This is a genomic window from Azospirillum rugosum (assembly GCF_017876155.1).
Taxonomy (GTDB): domain Bacteria; phylum Pseudomonadota; class Alphaproteobacteria; order Azospirillales; family Azospirillaceae; genus Azospirillum; species Azospirillum rugosum.
In genome coordinates, this window is the sequence record NZ_JAGINP010000001.1 from 110,513 (window position 1) to 127,504 (window position 16,992).

Genomic DNA, 16,992 nt, shown 5'->3' on the forward strand with positions numbered 1-16,992 from the left:
TGTGCGGCGTGTGCCATCAGATCTGCCCCAGGGTCTTGATCTTCGCCTTGGGGTGGATCTCGTTCTGCGACATCACCACGGTGGCCGGCCGGAACCGCTCGACGATCGAGCGGACGAAGGGACGGATCAGGGGGCTGGTCAACAGGACGGGGGTCTCGCCCATCATGGCGTGTCGCTCGAAGGTTTGGCGGACCGAAGTGATGAATTGCTGCAGGCGGCTTGGCGCCATCGTCAGTTGCCGGTCGTCGCCGTCACCCACCAGCGATTCCGCGAACGCCTGCTCCCATTCGGGGGAGAGCGTGACGAGCGGGATGAAGCCCATCTCGTTGATGTTCGCGTCGCAGATCTGACGGGCCAGGCGCGTGCGCACATGCTCCGTGATCTGCGTGATGCTGCGGGTTTGGCTTGCCGCCTCCGATACGCCTTCCAAGATTGTTGCAAGATCGCGTACCGACACGCGTTCCGCAAGCAAGTTCTGCAGCACACGTTGCAGTCCGCCCACGGTGATCTGCTGCGGCACCACGTCGGCCACGAGCTTCTGGTGTTCCTTGTCCAATTCATCGAGCAGCTTCTGCGTCTCGGTGAAGGACAGAAGCTCCGGCATGTTGTCCTTGATCAGCTCCGTCAGGTGTGTGGTGATGACGGTGGACGGGTCGACGACCGTGTAGCCCTTGAACAGGGCCTCCTCGCGGTAGCCCGGCTCGATCCAGATGGCCGGCAGGCCGAAGGTCGGCTCGATCGTCTGCTCGCCGGGCAGGCTCATGGCCTCGCCGCGCGGATCCATGACCAGCAGCATGTTGGGCCGGATGTCGCCGCGCCCCGCCTCGATCTCCTTGATTCGGATGATGTAGGCGTTGGGCGGCAGTTGCAGGTTGTCCTGGATGCGCACCGCCGGCATGACGAATCCGACCTCGCCGGCGATCTGCCGGCGCAGTCCCTTGATCTGGTCGGTCAGCCGGTGGCTGCCCGCCTGCGGCTGGTTGATCAGCGACAGCAGGCCGTAGCCGAGTTCCAGCCGAATCAGGTCGATGGCGAGTGCCGTGGAGATCGGCTCGTCGGCCACGGGGGCGGGGCCGCCGCCAGGGCCCATGCCGGCAGCCTCCGCCGCCGCGGCCTCCGCCTCCTCCGCCTCCTTCTTCGCGCGGATCTTCGGCAGGTAGTAGGCGGCGGCACCCACCGCGCCGACCACCGGCAGGAAGGGCAGCATCGGCATGCCCGGCATCAGGGCCAGCAGGCCGATGGCGCCGGCCGATAGGCCGAGCGCGCTGACATGGCCGGTCAGCTGGCCGACCACCGCCTTGTCGGTGGAGCCGCCGGTGCCGGCCTTCGACACCAGGAAGCCGGCGGAGATGGAGATGACCAGTGCCGGGATCTGGGAGACGAGGCCGTCGCCGATGGTCAGCTTCGTGAAGGTGTCCAGCGCCTGCAGCACCGGCATGTCGTAGCGCAGGACCGCCAGCGCCACGCCGCCGATGATGTTGATGAACATGATCATCAGGCCGGCGACGGCGTCGCCCTTCACGAACTTCGACGCACCGTCCATGGAGCCGAAGAAGGCGCTTTCGTCCTCCAGCTCCTTGCGCTTGGCGCGCGCGGTGGTCTCGTCGATCATGCCCGCGGACAGGTCGGCGTCGATGGCCATCTGCTTGCCGGGCATGGCGTCCAGGGTGAAGCGGGCCGCGACTTCCGCGATGCGGCCCGAACCGGCGGTGATCACCTTGAAGTTCACGATCGTCAGGATCGCGTAGACGATCACGCCGATGATGAAGTCGCCGCCCATGACGAAGCCGGCGAAGGCCTCGATGACGTGGCCGGCCGCCGCCGTGCCCTCGTGCCCGTGCGTCAGGATCAGGCGCGTCGACGCCATGTTCAGCGACAGGCGCAGCAGCGTGGTGATCAGCAGAATCGTCGGGTAGGACGACAGGTCGAGCGGCTTCTCGATGAACAGCACGACCATCAGGATCAGGACGGAGACCGTGATGTTCAGCCCGAGCATCATGTCGAGCAGCATCGACGGCAGCGGCAGGATCAGGCCGACGACGATCAGCATGATGCCGGCCGCCATCACGATGTCGCCGCGCTTCAGCGACGACTTCGCGACAGCCAGCATGTCGCCGAAGGCGGCCATGTTGCCCGCCCGGCCGCCGGTCCCCGGTCCTGTATTCGTCTGCTCCGTCAGCGCCATGCCGTCCGATCCCCGATTGTCCGCTCGTTAGAGGATCAGACCGCGGCCCGTTCCTCGGCCCCCGGCGGCGGCACGGGCACGCCCTCCTCGCTGTACTGCTTCAGCTTGTTGCGCAGCGTGCGGATGGAGATGCCGAGGATGTTCGCGGCGTGGGTGCGGTTGCCGAGGCAGTGGGACAGCGTGCCGATGATCAGGTCGCGCTCCACCTCCGCCACGGTGCGGCCGACCAGCCCCTGCACGGCGGCCGGCTGCGCGCCGCTGCCCTGGGGGGTAGCCGGGGTGCTGCCGGGGACATAGCCCGGCGGCGGCGCGTAGGAGGTCGGCAGGCTCGGGTAGCCCTGGCCCTGCGGGGCGTAGCCGCGCGGGGCGGCCGGCACGGTGCCGCCGGGGCCGGCGAAGGGATTCGCCACCGGCGAGTTCTGCGGGATGGAGGCCTGGGCGCTGCCCTCCGGCGCCAGCACCTGGCTGGTCAGCAGGATGGCGTCCGGCCCGACCACCTCGCCGCGGGAGAGCAGCACCGCGCGGTGCATGGTGTTCTCCAGCTCGCGCACGTTGCCGCGCCAGTGGTGGCTGCGCAGCATCAGCAGCGCGTCGTCGGACAGGCGCTTCTCGCCCAGTCCGTTGGCCTGCGCGTATTTCCGCAGGAAATGGTCGGCGATCAGCGGGATGTCCGCCGGCCGCTCCCGCAAGCTGGGGATGGCGACGTTGAAGACGTTCAGGCGGAAATACAGGTCCTCGCGGAAGTTGCCGCTGCGGACCTCGTTCTCCAGGTTGCGGTTCGACGTGGCGATCAGGCGGACGTTGACCTTCACCGGCGCGGAGGAGCCGATGCGGTCGATCTCCTTCTCCTGGATGGCGCGCAGCAGCTTGGCCTGGAGGCGCGGGTGCATCTCCGACAGCTCGTCCAGCAGCAGGGTGCCGCCGTTGGCCTCCTCGAACTTGCCGAGCCGCCGCGCGACGGCGCCGGTGAAGGCGCCCTTCTCGTGGCCGAACAGCTCCGACTCCAGCAGGTTCTCCGGGATGGCCGCGCAGTTCACCGCGACGAAGGGCGCGTCGGCGCGCCGGCTCTTGCGGTGGATGTAGCGGGCCATCAGTTCCTTGCCGGTGCCGCTCTCGCCCGTGATCATGACCGAGGCGTCGCTGGGCGCCACCTGGTCGGCCATGCGCAGGGTCGCCAGCATGGCCGGGTCCTGGCAGACGATGGCGTGGCTTTCCTCCGCCACCGCCTCCAGCACCGCGGCGATCAGCTCCGCGTCGGGGGGCAGGGGGATGTATTCCTTGGCGCCGGCGCGGATCGCCTTCACCGCCGCCGCGGCGTCGGTGCCGATGCCGCAGGCCACGACCGGGATCGTGATACGCTCCGCCTTCAGGCTTTCGATGAACTTGGCGATGTCCAACTTGACGTCGATCATCACCAGGTCCGCACCCGCGGCGGCGCGCAGGGCGCCCAGCGCCCCTTCGATGCTGTCGGTGTGGGATACCTTGGCACCGCGCTGCATGGCGATCTTGCCCGCGGCGGTGATGTATCCTTCCAACGTTCCAACGATCAGCAGACGCATCGTTTACGCTCCCCTCGGAAATCCCCGGTCGGAGTCCCGGTCGAAGTACTGGATCCGCTTTCCAGGCGGCAGGACGGCGTTCAGGAGCATCTCCAGACGCCGCGGATTTTCCTGACGCGCGATGGATACGGCGCCGATGGTGTACAGAGTCTTGATGAGCGCGTCCTCTTCGGCCGCCCGCTCCACCTTCGCGGCGAGCGGGGCGAGCACGACGTTGCCGAGGACGGCGCCGTAGAAGGTGGTCAGCAGGGCCAGCGCCATGGCCGGCCCGATGGCGGACGGGTCGTTCAAGCTGCCCAGCATCTGGACCAGGCCGACCAGCGTGCCGATCAGGCCCATGGCCGGCGCCACCTCCGACCCGCGGCGCAGCACGCCGGCGCTCTTGACGTGGCTGGAGCCGACGGCCTCCACCTCCCCGGTCAGCATGCGCTCGATGTCGTCGGGCGGCAGGCCCTCCGCCACCAGCGTGACGGAGCGGTGCAGGAAGGAGTCGGTGCGCAGCTCCGGCAGGACGTTGCGCAGCGTTTCCGGCGCGCGACGTGCGGCTTCGGCCAGCAGAAGCACCTGGCGAGCCACGCCGCGCGGGTCGTTGGTGCGCTGGACCAGCACGGCCCCGGCGTCGCGCCACGCCCGCGCCACGTCGCCCAGCGAGAAGGACGCGGTGGTGACCGCCAGCGTGCCGCCGACCACGATGATCAGCGACGGCGGGTCAAGGAAGGCGCGCAAAGACCCGCCCGCCGCGATGGCGACGAGGATGACGCCCGCGGCGGCGGCCAGCCCGACCAGGGTCGCCGCGTCCACCCCGCCGCGCAGCCGCGCGCCGCGCGACGGCGACGTCGCGCTGGGGCCACCGCGCGAGCCGCGGCGCGGCTGGTCGGACGTATCCCGGGTGACGCTCATCCGCGGTCCGACTTGATGATTTCGGTCATGGTCACGCCCAAGCGGTCCTCCACCACCACGACCTCGCCGCGGGCGACGAGGCGGTTGTTCACGTAGATGTCGATGGCCTCGCCCACCTTGCGGTCAAGCTCCACCACCGCGCCACGGCCGAGCTTCAGGAGCTGGCTCACCTGCATGGTGGACTTGCCGAGCACGGCCGAGATCTGGACCGGAATGTCGTAGACCGCCTCCAGATCCTTGGCTGGACCAAGGCCGGTCTCGTAGTCCGCGACGTCGCCGCGGCCGCCGTTGTCCAACTCGTCGAGGGAGAAGCTGTCCTTGCCCATCTAAACTCTCCAAAGAAATCCAGTCTCAGGCCGGCGCCGGGGATTCCAGCACCGCGGCGACGCGGCGCTCGATGTCGGCCATCAGCCGCGCGGTGTCGCGCTCCACGCCGCCCTCGGCCCATTCGATCCGGCAGCTGCCCGGTGCCAGCGCCGGGTCGCCCGCGACCATCAGCTTGGCGCCGAAGCCGCGCGACCCGATCACCTGGTCGAGATGCTCGCGCACCAGGTCGACCGTGTCCTCGGCCACGCGCACCACCAGGCGCGGCTCGTCGATCAGGTCGGTCAGGCAGGCGCGCACCACACCCTCCACCTCCGCCAGGCCGCCGCGGCGGGCCAGCTCCGGCATCAGCTTGCGGACGATGGCCAGCGCGATGTGCACGGGTTGGTCGGACAGGACGCCGCGCGCCGCGTTGTGTTCGTTGATCAGATGCTGCACGCCGCCGCCGATGGCTTCCAGCGCGTTGGCGATGCGGGCCTGCACGGTGGCCTCGATCTCCACGCGGGCCTTCTCGTAGCCCTCCGTGCGGCCGGCGTTGCTGCCGTCCACGAAGCCCTTGCCGTAGCCGGCGGACTTGCCGGCCGTCTCGCCCTCGGCGAAGCCCTGGGCGCGGGCGGCGGCCAGATCCTCCTCGCCGAAGACCGGCGGCGGGGGCGGCGGCGGCTCCTCCGGGATCTCCGGCACGGGCTCCGGCTCGGGCAGGTAGTCGTCCTCGACCTGGTACTGCCGCGGCGACGGGGCGTCCACGTCGAAGGATTCGTCGAAGAGGAACTTGCGGACGGAACTCATCGCGTCAGCTCTCCTGGTAGAGCCAGTTGCGCAGGATCGACACCGCTTCCTCCGGGTGCTTCTCCACGATCTCGCCCACCTTGCGCAGCGAGGAGGCGCGGACGCGGCCCTCGACGCGGTTGATGTCGATCATCTGCTCCAGTTCCTCGTCGGCCTGGGCGGCCTCCAGCGCCAAGTCCTGGGCCAGCGCGCCGGTCGGGGCGGCCAGGGCCGCGGGCAGGGCGCTCTGGTCGGACAGCAGGCGGTCCATGTCGTCGTCTTCCTGCTGATCGGCCTTCTCGAAGGCGCGGGTGATCAGCGGGCGGATGACCAGCAGGATGATCAGGACGGCGACGATCCCGAGCACCACCATCTCGGCGATGCGGAACAGGTCTTCCTTGGTCATGCCCAGGAACAGCTCCTCCGGCTTCTGCATGTCGTCTTCCGGAGTCCAGAAGCGCATGTTGACGACTTCCAGCGAATCGCCGCGCACCGCGTCGAGGCCGACGGCCGAGCGGACCAGCGCCTTGATGCTCTCCACCTCCTGCTCCGTCCGCGGCTGGTAGGCGGGCGGGTTGCCGTCCTTGGCCGGGGCGTAGGTGCCGTCCACCAGCACGGCTACCGACAGGCGCCGCACCTGCCCGGTCTCGCGGACGTGGTTCTTGGTGGTCTTGCTGATCTCGTAGTTGATCGTCTCTTCGTTGCGGCCCTGCTTGTTGTGCGAGATGGGGCCGGCGTTGTTCCCGGACTGCGCCGTGGGCAGGTTCTGGTCCACGGTGACCGGCGACAGCGGGTCGCGGTCGCTGCTCTCGTTCGATTCGCTGACCGTCTGGGTGGAGCGGACGACCTGGCTTTCCGGGTCGAAGATTTCCGACTGGGTGGTGATGCGGTCGAAGTCGAGATCCGCCGACACCTCCGCCCGGACCTTGCCGTAGCCGACGGTGCGGCCCAGCAGATCCTCGATGGTGCGCGCGATGCGGCCCTCGTAGGCGACCTTCTTCTCCTCGGCGGACGCGAGCATGGCGTCGGGGCTGTCGCTGCCGGCGCCGCGCGACAGCAGCTTGCCCTTGTCGTCGACGATGGAGATGCGGTTGGGGTCGAGGTTCGGGACCGAGGCGGCGATCAGCTGCTGGATCGCCTGGATGTTCTCGCGCGACAGCTGCGCGCCGGGCCGCAGCTTCAGGAAGACGCTGGCGGTCGCCGGGTTCTGCTGGCGGGCGAACATCTCGCGCTTGGGCAGCACGAGGTGGACGCGCGCCTGCTGCACGCCGTTCAGCGTCTGCACCGTGCGCGCCATCTCGCCTTCCAGCGCGCGCAGGTGGTTGATGTTCTGCATGAAGCTGGTGGCGCCGAAGCCTTCGCCCTTGTCGAACAGCTCATAGCCGATGGATCCGCCCGACGGCAGGCCGGCGGCGGCCATCCGCATGCGGACCGGACCCACCTGGTCGGCCGGGACGGTGATCTTCGTGCCGGTCTTGTCGACCGTGTAGGGGACCTTCGCCTCGTCCAGCTTCTTGGCGATGGCGGCGGCCTCGCCCTGCTGGAGGTCGGAGTAGAGAAGCTCCATCTCCGGGGTGGAGAGGCGGGTCATCAGGTAGACGAAGAATCCGATCAGCAGAATCCCCACGCCGCCGATCGCCGCGAGGCGCGCGGGGCCGAGATTGCGCAAGGTCTGCAAAAGGTTGTTCACGCGTCCACCCCGATCGGATGCCCCGACGTCGGCAAGGAACTCCATGGGGAAGTCCTTGATTTCGCAGGCGCAGCAACTGCGGCTGCAAAATCCGCGCCGGGGTCTACTTCAGCGGGCATGCTGCGTTGTCTTGATGAACAGAGGGTTAATGCGTGGGCAGATATTGCCCAGTCCCCGGCAAAAAATGCCTACCGATGCGGGCCGGCAACGCACGTCCCTTGCGCGGGTGGAGAAGGATTCGGTCCGCTTTCGCCGCAGGCGCGTGCCCCTTTCGCGCCGGCTATGGGACGATACCGCGGAAATACCCCGAAAGAAAGAATAACATCACCGCTCATTCGGTGTGGTTCCCAGATATCACGGAGTTTCTGTGGTAGTAAATGACGCAGCAGAGGTTGACTTTGAGGGTGCGACGTCATAGCTGAGTTGCAATTGACGCCGACGTTGTGCCGTTTTAGCCATGGCATAAGCGGCACGGGAACTTTCTCGACTCATTCCAGAGTTCCGCCGGCCTTTCGTTCGGCGGTGTCCTGTGGTGCCGGGCCGTGCGTCGAGTCGAAACCAAGCCAACGGTGGGGGATGCTGTGAAAAAACGCGGCCGTGAAAAGAAGGAAGGCCTCAACGAGGTCGATGTGTTCGTCGGGCAGCGCCTGCGCGAACTGCGCATGCTGGCCGGTCTCAGCCAGAGCGACGTCGCGTCGGCCCTGGGTTTGACCTTCCAGCAACTGCAGAAGTACGAACGCGGCTTCAACCGGGTGTCGGCCAGCCGGCTGTTCAAGCTGGCGCAGTTCTTCCGGGTGCCCGTCTCGGTCTTCTTCGAGGGGCTGGAGGAACGCCACGCCGCCCAGGAGGGGGCCGGCGGCGCGCCGCAGACCGAGGAATCGGAAGGCACGCTGCGCTCTCGCGAGGCGCTGATGCTGGCGCGCTACTTCCAGAACATCCGCGACCCGCAGATCCGCGGCGCGATCCGCGAGCTGGCGGAGCGGTGCGCGAACCAGGCCGAGGGCGAGGGCATGCCGGGCATGGGCCCAGGTATGGGTGGCGACGCCGCCATCGGGCAGGCCGCCGCGCGCAGCCGTCGCGGACGCGGCGCCGGTCACACCGTCGGACAGGCGTGAGGCCGCGGCAGGGGGGCCGCGGCGGCGCCCATCGCGTCACCAGGATCGCGATTGCGCCGCCGGGCCTTCAGCGGGAGATGGGATTGCGCCGCTTCCGCGGGCGCGGCGCGGGTTTCGCCGCTGCGGGCGTCGCCAGGTGCTTCACCTCCTCGTACCGGTCGAGGAACAGGGTGTAGGCGCGTTCGGGACCGACCGGGACGATGGTGTCCGGGTGGGGCGGGGGAAGATGGCCCCAGTCCATCCAGGCCGCCGGCAGCAGGTCGCGCAGTTCGGTCGCCATGCAGACGAGATCCGCGTGCTTTACCTCCGGCGAGTCGTCCTCGAAGCCGAACCAGCGGCACAGGGCGCCTTTGACCGGCTGCAACCGTTGCTTGACGTAGCTCCGGTCCAGCAAGACCTTCACCGGCGACGGCCAGTCGCCGAGGAACTCCTCGCTGTCGTGCATGAGCGCCGAAAAGGCCAGCGGCGGCGGCACGAGGCGCGACACCATCACGGAATGCTCGGCGACGGAATACCACGGCCGCGCGGCGCCGCCCCAGCGGGGCTGCGAGGCGAGGCACTGGGCGATGTCGGTGATCGGCATGCCCGTCGCGTCCGGCTCCAAGAGATCGAGGATGAAGCCCGACGGCATCAGGATCGCGGTGCGACCGTCCGGTCGGTTCAAAAGGTCAAGCTGCATTCCACTACCGTAACAATCCCGGCCGGCCGGAATCCAGTGGCGCGACGGGCCGCTCAGCCGACGCTTTACTGGGAAGGCGGTCCCGCCTCGCTGTCCAGGATCACGCGGCTGGTGGCGTCCACCACGCCCTCCAGCAGCGGCACCAGGGCCGCGACCTTGTCCGGGTCGGTGTAATGGTCGTTCAGCGCGCGGGCGATGGCGGCCATGCGGGGCGTTCCGAAATTGGCGGCCAGACCGGCCAGCGTGTGGGCGGCCTGCCGCAGGTCGCGCGGGCGGTTTCCTTGCAGCGACGAGCGGATCGCCGTCAGCTCGCGCATCGCCGTCTCCGGCAGCAGGCGCAGCATGCCGTCCAAGCTTTCGGAGCCCAGCGCCAGCCTCAGTTCCGACAGCTTCACGCGGTCGACCAGCGGCAGCCGGGCGAACAGGTCCCGCTCCGGAACGGCGTCGGCCTTGCCGGGCACCGGGACCGCCCGATCGTCGAGCGGCCGGCTGGCCAAGTCGATGATCACGGCGTTCAGATGCTCCCAGTCGATCGGCTTCGTCAGGTAGGCGTCGAGGCCCGCGGCCATGTGGCCGTCGCGGTGTTCGGGCAGCGCGTCGGCGGAGATGCCGATGATCGGCAGGCGGGAAGCCGGACCGGTCATCCGGCGTATGGCCCGCGTGGTGGAGCGGCCGTCCATCACCGGCATCTCCATGTCGAGCAGCACGGCGTCGTAGTCGGCGGCCTGCAGCGCGGCGATCACCGCACGCCCGTCCGCCACCGCGTCGATCCGATGCCCGAGCCGGGTTAGCATGGCCGAGATCAGCATGCGGTTGACGTCGTTGTCCTCCCCCAGCAGCAGCCGCAGCGACGCCGCCGGACGTCCGGCCGCGTCCTCGGCCGACGCGGAGCGCAGGACCAGGGTCTCGGGCAGCGGCCGCGCCAGCGCGTCGGCGGCGGGCGGCGCCTCCGCCGGGCGGGAGCGGATGGTGAAGCGGAAAGTCGTCCCGCGGCCGGGAAGGCTGGACACGGCGATGTCGCCGCCCATCGCCTCCACCAGCCGCTTGCAGATGGCCAGACCCAGGCCGGTGCCGCCGTATTTGCGGCTGGTCGAGGCGTCGGCCTGAATGAAGGCCTCGAACACGCGGGCGCGCTGTTCCTCGGTCATGCCGATGCCGGTGTCGGCGACCTCGAACCGCAGGAGCAAGTTCTCGCCGGCGGCCTCATCGGTTCCATCCGGGTCGGGGCGCCAGGCGGCGATTTCGATGCTGCCGCGGTCGGTGAACTTGATGGCGTTGGAGACGAGGTTGAACAGAACCTGACGCAGCCGCGTCGGGTCGCCGCGCACGTGACGGGGCGTGTCCTCCGCAATGGAGGCGGTCAGCGACAGGCCCTTGGCGGCGGCGCGGACGGCGAAAAGCTGCACCACGTCCTCGACCAGCCGGTGCAGGGAGAAGTCGATCTCCTCCATCTCCAGCTGCCCGGCCTCGATCTTGGAGAAGTCCAGGATGTCGTTCAGGATGGTCAGCAGCGTGTCGGCGGAGGACCGCAGCGTCTTGACGAATCCCTTCTGCGCCTCGCTGAGCGGCGTTCCCAGAAGCAGGTCGCCCATGCCGATGACCGCGGTCATCGGCGTGCGCAGCTCGTGGCTCATCATGGCCAGGAAGCGCGACTTGGCGCGGCTGGCGTTCTCGGCGGCGACACGGGCGGCCTCCGCCTCCTCCCGCGCGCGATCCAGGTCCTCGGCCAGCGCGAAGGTTTCGGCGGCGAGTTTGGTCAGCTGCTCCTGCGCGTCGCGAAGCTCCTGCTCCGACCGGCGGCTCCGCGTCACGTCGATGCAGGTCCCGACGAACCAGCGCAGCCGCCCGTCGGGGTCCGTCACCGGGCGGATCGACAGCGCGTTCCAAAAGGGGGTGCCGTCCTTCCGGTAGTTGAGAACCTCCACCGACACCGGCTGCCCGGTTTCCAGCGCGGCGCGGATGGCCTCCACCGTGGCCGGATCGGTGTCCGGCCCCTGAAGAAGGCGGATGTTGCGGCCGATCAGCTCGTCCTCGGCGTAGCCGGTGATCTCGCGAAAGGCGCGGTTGCAGTAGACGAGCGGCCGGTCGGGCTGGGCCGGGTCCACCACGGCGATGCCCGACGTCGTCGCCTCCGCCACCTCGGCCAGCACCCCGCCGCACGACGGGTCGATCAGCCAGTCGCCGGTCTCGGACGGTGGGGGAAAGCGGGACGGGGACACGGCGGGTCTTCAGGCGGTGGCTTCGGCGTGGTCGCCCACCATAGGCGGTCATGGTCGTGAATGCCATGTCCAAGACTTCGGAGACGGGCAGCGCCATCGGAAGGTGCGGAAAAAAATAGGTTGTAAATATGAATTCCGTTTCCCCTTTTGGAGGCTTCTCTATCCGTCGCAGCGGCGTTAACGTGTTTGGCGCGGCGTGATCTGCAACGCCGCTGTGGGCGGAGCGGGGTTCCAGGGATGCTGACCGACGGCGCGAACAGTGCTTCTCAAATCAGGGCCATCAACGATCTCGGCGTTCTCCTGGTCGAGGACGACGACTTCACGCGCCGGCTGATGAGCCGGCTTCTCCACGATCTGAAGGTGCGCTGCCTGTGGGAGGCGTCGGACGGCATGGCGGCGCTGGAGATCCTGCGCAAGCACGCGGGCGAGGTGGACGTCGCCATCTGCGACCTGGAGATGCCGCGGATGAGCGGGCTGGACCTGCTGCACGCGCTGCGCACGGCGACCGGCAACCCGCTGGCCGACCTGCCGGTGGTCGTCCTGACCGCCCACCGCGAGGCCGACACGGTGAAGCGGGCCATCGCCTACGGCATCTCCGGCTATCTGGTGAAGCCGGTGTCCAAGGCCGACCTGATCAAGCGCCTGAGCTTCGTGATCCAGAAGGGGCGGTGACGATCGCAGCGACCCCGGGCTGGGCAAATTCGGGGATCGTGACGGTGCGGAGGTTGTAAGGTCGGCCGCAATTGCGCAACTATCGTTCCGAACCGTGATGCAGATCGGAGACGCCGCGCCATGCTGGGGACCATTCAGGCCGGAATGCGCCCCGTCCGTCCACCTCCCAACCCCATCGCCAGCCGGTGCGACGAGCTGTCCCGCGCCGTGGTCGCCATCCAGTTTGAGCGGTGGCCGGCGCTCTACGCGCGCTACGGCGAGGCGGGCCGCGACAAGTGCGCCGAGGATTTGCGCTTCCACGTGCTGTATCTGGCGGAGGCCGTCGCGGCGAACAGCCCGGCGCTGTTCCGCGAGTATGTCGGCTGGGTCAAGGTGCTGTTCGCCAACATCGGGATTCCGGTGGAGGAGCTGGGGGAGAGCCTGGAGATCCTGCGCGATGTGATCGCTGCGCGGGTCGACGGCGCGACGGCGGAGCGGGTGGAGGCCTGCGTCGCGGCGGCGCTGGACGGGCTGCCGGGCATGGCGGTGGACGTCCCGCGCTTCGTCCGCGACGACGCTCCGCACGGTGATCTCGCGAAGACCTACCTCGACCGCCTGCTGGCGGGCGACCGGCGCGGCGCGACCGCCTTGGTGCTCGACAGGGTTGAGGGCGGCATGGCCGTCGCCGACGTCTACCTGGACGTCTTCCAGCCGACGCTGCGCGAGGTCGGGCGGCTGTGGCAGACCGGGGCGATCAGCGTGGCGCACGAGCATTTCGCCACCGCCGCCACCCAGGCCGTCATGGCCCAGCTCTACCCGCGCATCTTCGCGACTGAGCGCTGCCACCGATCCATGGTCGCCACCTGCGTCAGCGGGGAACTGCACGAGGTTGGCATCCGCATGGTGGCCGACTTCTTCGAGATGTCCGGGTGGGACACCTATTATCTCGGCGCCAACGCGCCGGCCCGCGCCATCGTGCAGGCGGTGCGTGAGCGGAACGCCCACATCCTGGCGGTGTCCGCCACCATCAGCGCCCATGTCGGCACCGTCACGGACCTGATCGCCGCCGTACGGGCGGAATTGGGCGACCGCCCCCTGCGCATCCTGGTCGGCGGCTATCCGTTCAACCTGGTGCCCGACCTGTGGAAGGCCGTGGGGGCGGACGCCTGCGCCGCGACCGCCGCCGAGGCGGTGACGGTCGCCGCGGCGCTGGCCGACACCCTGCCGGGCGCGGCGTAAGGGGAGAGTGCGGATGGACGCGCTGGTCCTGACCTGCGACCTCGACGGGCGGCTGCGGACGACGCACGCCACCGGCGCCGGCCTGCCGGAGCTGCACCCCGAGGCTGGACGGCCCTTTCCGATGCTGTTCGGGCCGGACGCGGTCGGACGCGCGCTCGACCTGTTCGCCGATTTGCGGCGGACCGGGCTCGTGCTCGACCGGCCTCTCGCGTCGCCGCAGGAGCAGGGCGGCACGCTCTACCTGTCCGGGTGGCGCGATGCGGAGGGTCTGGTGCTGACGGTCGCCCGCGCGCCGATGGCCGTGCACGCCATAGCCGAACAGGTCGCGGAGAACGACCCGGCGCTCGCCCTGCGCGTGCGGGCGCTGGGGGCGGTCCGCCCGGCCGGCGGCGGGTTCCCCATGGACGGGGCGTCGGTCGAGGCCCTGTTCGAGGAGATGTCGCGCCTCAACAGCGACCTTGCCAATGCCCAGCGCGCGCTGGCCAAGGCGAACGCCGAACTGGCCGCCAGCAACGAGCAGAAGAACCGGCTGATGGGCATGCTCGCGCACGACCTGCGCTCCCCCCTCCAGGTCGTCGCGGGCTTCGCGCAGATCCTGGAGGAGCGGCTGGGCGGGCGGCTGGAGGACGCGGAGCGCAGCTGCCTGGAGCGCATCCGCGAATCCAGCCTGTTCATGCGCCACCTCGTGGAGGACGCGCTGTCGCTCGCCGCCGTGCAGGCCGGGCGGCTGCGCCTGGTGCGGCGGCCGACCGACCTCGTTCAGCTGGTGCGGCGGAACGTCTCGATGAACCGGGTGTTGGCCGATGGCAAGGCCATGACGATCGAGCTGTCCGTGAACGACGACGCCCCGCGCGCGGTTGAGGTCGACCCCGCCAAGGTGGAGCAGGTGCTCAACAATCTGCTGTCCAACGCCATCAAATACTCCGACCGCGGCGCCCTGATCCGGGTGACGGTGGGTGCAACGCCCGAAGGGAGCGCCGGAGCCGGTCCGCACGCCCGCATCGTGGTGGCCGACAACGGCCGCGGCATCCCGGAAGCGGAGCTTGGGCAGCTGTTCCAGCCCTTCGGCCGGTCCGGCACGCTGGGCACGGCGGGGGAGACGACGGTCGGCCTCGGCCTCTACATCTGCCGCACGATCGTGGAAGGCCACGGCGGGCGCATTTCGGTCGATTCGGCCCCCGGGCGGGGTTCGGCCTTCACGGTCGACCTGCCGGTCGGTTCGGCAAATCATTGATACGCAATGGTTTCGTACCGACGCTCACCTGGGCTCTGGCGCCCGCCCGGCTGATCCTGTAGAAGGGACTCCTCTGATGCTGCGTCGCGAAAGGTCCATGGGTTTACCCTCCCGCTGCCACGCACGGCCCCCAAGGGGAGCGCCGTGAGCGACGGCCAATCTCCCGAGGGCCGACCTCCCGAGACGTCCACCGGTTCCGAGGCGACGGCGGACGCGTGCCGCAATCCCGCCTCGGCCCTGCTGGACGACTTCCTGTCGCACGACCACGGCGAGCGCATCGCGCTGGGCGACCTGATGGGCATCCTGGGCGACCGGGCCTTCGGGGCGCTTCTTCTCCTCCTGTCCATTCCCAACGTCTTGCCGGTACCGGGCCTGTCCACGGTGACCGGGCTGCCGATGATCCTGATCGGCGCCCAGATGCTGATGGGGCTGGACCGCCCCTGGCTGCCGCGCCGCGTGGCCGCCGCCACGGTGGACCGCGACGCCTTCCTGCGCGTGGTCAAGCGCGCCCACCCCACCATCGACCGCCTGGAGCGCCACCTGCGCCCGCGCCTGCCGGCGCTGACCGACGGAACGGCGGAGCGGCTGCTCGGCCTCGCGGTCATCGTGCTGGCGGCCGTCCTGGCGCTGCCCATCGTCTTCGGCAACCAGCCCCCGGCCTTCGCGATCGCGCTGATCGCGCTGGGCCTGATCGAGAAGGACGGCGCCTTCGTGGCCGCCGGCCTCGCGGCCGGGCTGGTCGCCATCGCCATCGTCGCCGCGGTCGTGCTCGGGCTCGGGCAGGCCGCGGTTCTTATGTTCCACAAAATCTTCGGTTGAGGGAGCGCCCGCGGGCTTGACGCCATGATCTGGGAAGTACTGGTCATCATTCTGCTGATCCTGCTGAACGCCTTTTTCGCGATGTCGGAAATGGCGCTGGTGTCGTCGCGCCGGGCGCGGCTTCAGCAGATGGCCGAGGAAAAGCGCAGCAAGGGCGCCCGCGCCGCACTGGCGTTGACGGAGGACCCCGGCAACTTCCTGTCCACGGTGCAGGTCGGCATCACGCTGATCGGCATCATCGCCGGCGCCTACGGCGGCGCCACCCTGGCCGACCGGCTGGGCGTCGTGCTGGACCGGGAGGTGTCGTGGATTGCCCCGTACGGCCAGCAGGTGGCCTTCGCCATCGTCGTGGCGCTGATCACCTATTTCTCGCTGATCGTCGGTGAGTTGGTGCCCAAACGCATGGCGCTGGTGAACGCGGAGCGGATCGCCGCCTCCGTCGCCGGCCCCATGGGTGTGCTGTCGCGGATCTGCCTGCCGCTGGTCTGGCTGCTGGGTGTGTCCACCGAAGGGCTGATGAAGCTGCTGCGCCTGCCGACCGCCCGCGAGCAGACGGTCACCGAGGAGGAGGTGAAGAGCCTCATCAAGGAAGGCACGCAGACCGGCGTCTTCGAGCCGGCCGAGCGCAAGATGATCGAGGGCGTGTTCCACCTCTCGGACCGGACCGTGCGTTCCATCATGACGCCGCGCCCGGATCTGGTGTGGCTCGACCTCGACGACCCGTCGGACGCCATCGCGCGGGAAATCCACGGCAGCGGCTATTCCCGCTTCCTGGTCTGCCGCGGCGACGTGGACGAGGTGCAGGGCATCGTCTCCAGCAAGGCGCTTCTCGACCAGTCGCTCCAGGGGCAGCCCTTCAACCTGCGCGCCGCGATGGTGAAGCCGCTGATCGTGCACGACGGCACGCCGGTCCTGCGCCTGCTGGAGCTGTTCAAGCAGGCGACCGTGCACATGGCCGTGGTGGTGGACGAGTACGGCAGCGTCGAGGGCATCGCCACCGTCACCGACATCATGGAAGCCATCGCCGGCGAGATGCCCGAACTGGGGCAGGAGGGCGACGGCGGCGCGGTTCAGCGCGAGGACGGCTCCTGGCTGGTCGACGGCATGACCCCCATCGAGGAGGTCGAGGCGCTGGTCGGCGTGAAGGGGCTGAAGGGCGAGGGCGACTTCCACACCATCGCCGGCTTCATGCTCGACCACCTCGGCCACGTGCCCACCGCGGCGGAGCATTTCCACTGGGGCGGCATGCGGTTCGAGGTGGTGGACATGGACGGCCGGCGGATCGACAAGGTGCTGATCCAGCAGAACGAGGAAGTGTCGGAGGGGTAGGGGCATGACACCCTCCCTCTGAATATCCATCCACATTCCACTGTCATTCCCGCGAAAGCGGGAATCCAGGGCATATCAGCCGCCTGTCGGTAAGGTTTTCTGGATCCCCGCCTTCGCGCTAAAGTATGCACACATTCCGCCATTGCGGTAAGTGGCTGATACAGTGGAGGAAAAGCCCCTCTCCCTTGAGGGGAGAGGGGTTTGGGGTGAGGGTGGCGCCGGCCACAGGCCGGCCGGAACCATCCACCGCGGCCGGGTTTGAAATTTTCTCCGGGCTGCCG

14 protein-coding genes are annotated in these 16,992 nt (G+C 69.1%); 6 read left to right on the forward strand and 8 right to left on the reverse strand.

The window, feature by feature from the left end; genetic code table 11:
• Positions 1–16: 16 nt before the first annotated feature.
• The 6 genes from flhA to fliF are packed head-to-tail and all read right to left on the reverse strand — an operon-like array spanning position 17 to position 7,426.
• Positions 17–2,185, reverse strand: coding sequence for a flagellar biosynthesis protein FlhA (gene flhA, locus J2851_RS00515; protein ID WP_209762281.1), 2,169 nt, complete (start codon positions 2,183–2,185; stop codon positions 17–19).
• A gap of 35 nt (positions 2,186–2,220) precedes the next feature.
• On the reverse strand, positions 2,221–3,744 hold the full coding sequence (locus J2851_RS00520; RefSeq protein WP_209762284.1) for a sigma 54-interacting transcriptional regulator: 1,524 nt from the start codon (positions 3,742–3,744) through the stop codon (positions 2,221–2,223).
• A gap of 3 nt (positions 3,745–3,747) precedes the next feature.
• A complete protein-coding gene (locus J2851_RS00525; protein WP_209762288.1) occupies positions 3,748–4,644 on the reverse strand; it encodes a motility protein A in 897 nt (298 codons plus the stop codon).
• Positions 4,641–4,970, reverse strand: a complete 330-nt coding sequence (fliN, locus tag J2851_RS00530; protein ID WP_209762291.1) for a flagellar motor switch protein FliN — start codon at positions 4,968–4,970, stop codon at positions 4,641–4,643. Before fliN ends, J2851_RS00525 begins: the two co-directional genes overlap by 4 nt.
• 25 nt (positions 4,971–4,995) lie before the next feature.
• A complete protein-coding gene (locus J2851_RS00535; RefSeq protein WP_209762294.1) occupies positions 4,996–5,757 on the reverse strand; it encodes a FliH/SctL family protein in 762 nt (253 codons plus the stop codon).
• A 4-nt stretch (positions 5,758–5,761) separates the two neighbouring features.
• A complete protein-coding gene (gene fliF / locus J2851_RS00540; RefSeq protein ID WP_209762297.1) occupies positions 5,762–7,426 on the reverse strand; it encodes a flagellar basal-body MS-ring/collar protein FliF in 1,665 nt (554 codons plus the stop codon).
• 581 nt (positions 7,427–8,007) lie between these two features.
• Here fliF and J2851_RS00545 point away from each other — a divergent pair.
• Entirely contained in the window at positions 8,008–8,541 is a 534-nt protein-coding gene (locus J2851_RS00545) for a helix-turn-helix domain-containing protein (protein WP_307420030.1), read from the forward strand.
• 67 nt (positions 8,542–8,608) lie between these two features.
• Here J2851_RS00545 and J2851_RS00550 read toward each other — a convergent pair whose 3' ends face one another.
• Together J2851_RS00550 and J2851_RS00555 are read right to left on the reverse strand one after the other, a co-directional pair.
• Positions 8,609–9,220 (reverse strand): hydrolase, encoded by a 612-nt coding sequence (locus J2851_RS00550; protein WP_209762303.1) that lies wholly within the window; start codon positions 9,218–9,220, stop codon positions 8,609–8,611.
• A gap of 65 nt (positions 9,221–9,285) precedes the next feature.
• Positions 9,286–11,439 carry an ATP-binding protein gene (locus J2851_RS00555; RefSeq protein ID WP_209762307.1) on the reverse strand — a complete coding sequence of 718 codons (2,154 nt, stop codon included), beginning with the start codon at positions 11,437–11,439 and terminating at the stop codon, positions 9,286–9,288.
• A 237-nt stretch (positions 11,440–11,676) separates the two neighbouring features.
• Here J2851_RS00555 and J2851_RS00560 point away from each other — a divergent pair, with 237 nt between their 5' ends.
• The 5 genes from J2851_RS00560 to J2851_RS00580 all read left to right on the forward strand — a co-directional run bounded on the left by J2851_RS00560 (position 11,677) and on the right by J2851_RS00580 (position 16,711).
• On the forward strand, positions 11,677–12,111 hold the full coding sequence (locus tag J2851_RS00560; protein WP_209762310.1) for a response regulator: 435 nt from the start codon (positions 11,677–11,679) through the stop codon (positions 12,109–12,111).
• Between the two features lie 120 nt (positions 12,112–12,231).
• The gene (locus J2851_RS00565) at positions 12,232–13,329 is read left to right on the forward strand and encodes a cobalamin B12-binding domain-containing protein (RefSeq protein ID WP_209762313.1); all 1,098 of its coding nucleotides are present in this window, start codon (positions 12,232–12,234) and stop codon (positions 13,327–13,329) included.
• A 13-nt stretch (positions 13,330–13,342) separates the two neighbouring features.
• Complete coding sequence (locus J2851_RS00570; protein ID WP_209762316.1) at positions 13,343–14,563, forward strand: sensor histidine kinase; 1,221 nt, start codon at positions 13,343–13,345, stop codon at positions 14,561–14,563.
• Between the two features lie 144 nt (positions 14,564–14,707).
• Positions 14,708–15,382, forward strand: coding sequence for an exopolysaccharide biosynthesis protein (locus tag J2851_RS00575; protein WP_209762319.1), 675 nt, complete (start codon positions 14,708–14,710; stop codon positions 15,380–15,382).
• 24 nt (positions 15,383–15,406) lie between these two features.
• A complete protein-coding gene (locus J2851_RS00580; RefSeq protein WP_209762322.1) occupies positions 15,407–16,711 on the forward strand; it encodes a hemolysin family protein in 1,305 nt (434 codons plus the stop codon).
• The last annotated feature ends 281 nt before the right edge of the window (positions 16,712–16,992 follow it).

Coding starts and splice junctions, on each gene's coding strand:
- J2851_RS00580 (WP_209762322.1), top strand. CDS start 15,407: ATGATCTGGGAAGTACTGGTCATCATTCTGCTGATCCTGCTGAACGCC.
- J2851_RS00550 (WP_209762303.1), bottom strand. CDS start 9,220: ATGCAGCTTGACCTTTTGAACCGACCGGACGGTCGCACCGCGATCCTG.
- J2851_RS00535 (WP_209762294.1), bottom strand. CDS start 5,757: ATGAGTTCCGTCCGCAAGTTCCTCTTCGACGAATCCTTCGACGTGGAC.
- flhA (WP_209762281.1), bottom strand. CDS start 2,185: ATGGCGCTGACGGAGCAGACGAATACAGGACCGGGGACCGGCGGCCGG.
- J2851_RS00520 (WP_209762284.1), bottom strand. CDS start 3,744: ATGCGTCTGCTGATCGTTGGAACGTTGGAAGGATACATCACCGCCGCG.
- J2851_RS00560 (WP_209762310.1), top strand. CDS start 11,677: ATGCTGACCGACGGCGCGAACAGTGCTTCTCAAATCAGGGCCATCAAC.
- J2851_RS00565 (WP_209762313.1), top strand. CDS start 12,232: ATGCTGGGGACCATTCAGGCCGGAATGCGCCCCGTCCGTCCACCTCCC.
- J2851_RS00570 (WP_209762316.1), top strand. CDS start 13,343: ATGGACGCGCTGGTCCTGACCTGCGACCTCGACGGGCGGCTGCGGACG.
- fliN (WP_209762291.1), bottom strand. CDS start 4,970: ATGGGCAAGGACAGCTTCTCCCTCGACGAGTTGGACAACGGCGGCCGC.
- J2851_RS00525 (WP_209762288.1), bottom strand. CDS start 4,644: ATGAGCGTCACCCGGGATACGTCCGACCAGCCGCGCCGCGGCTCGCGC.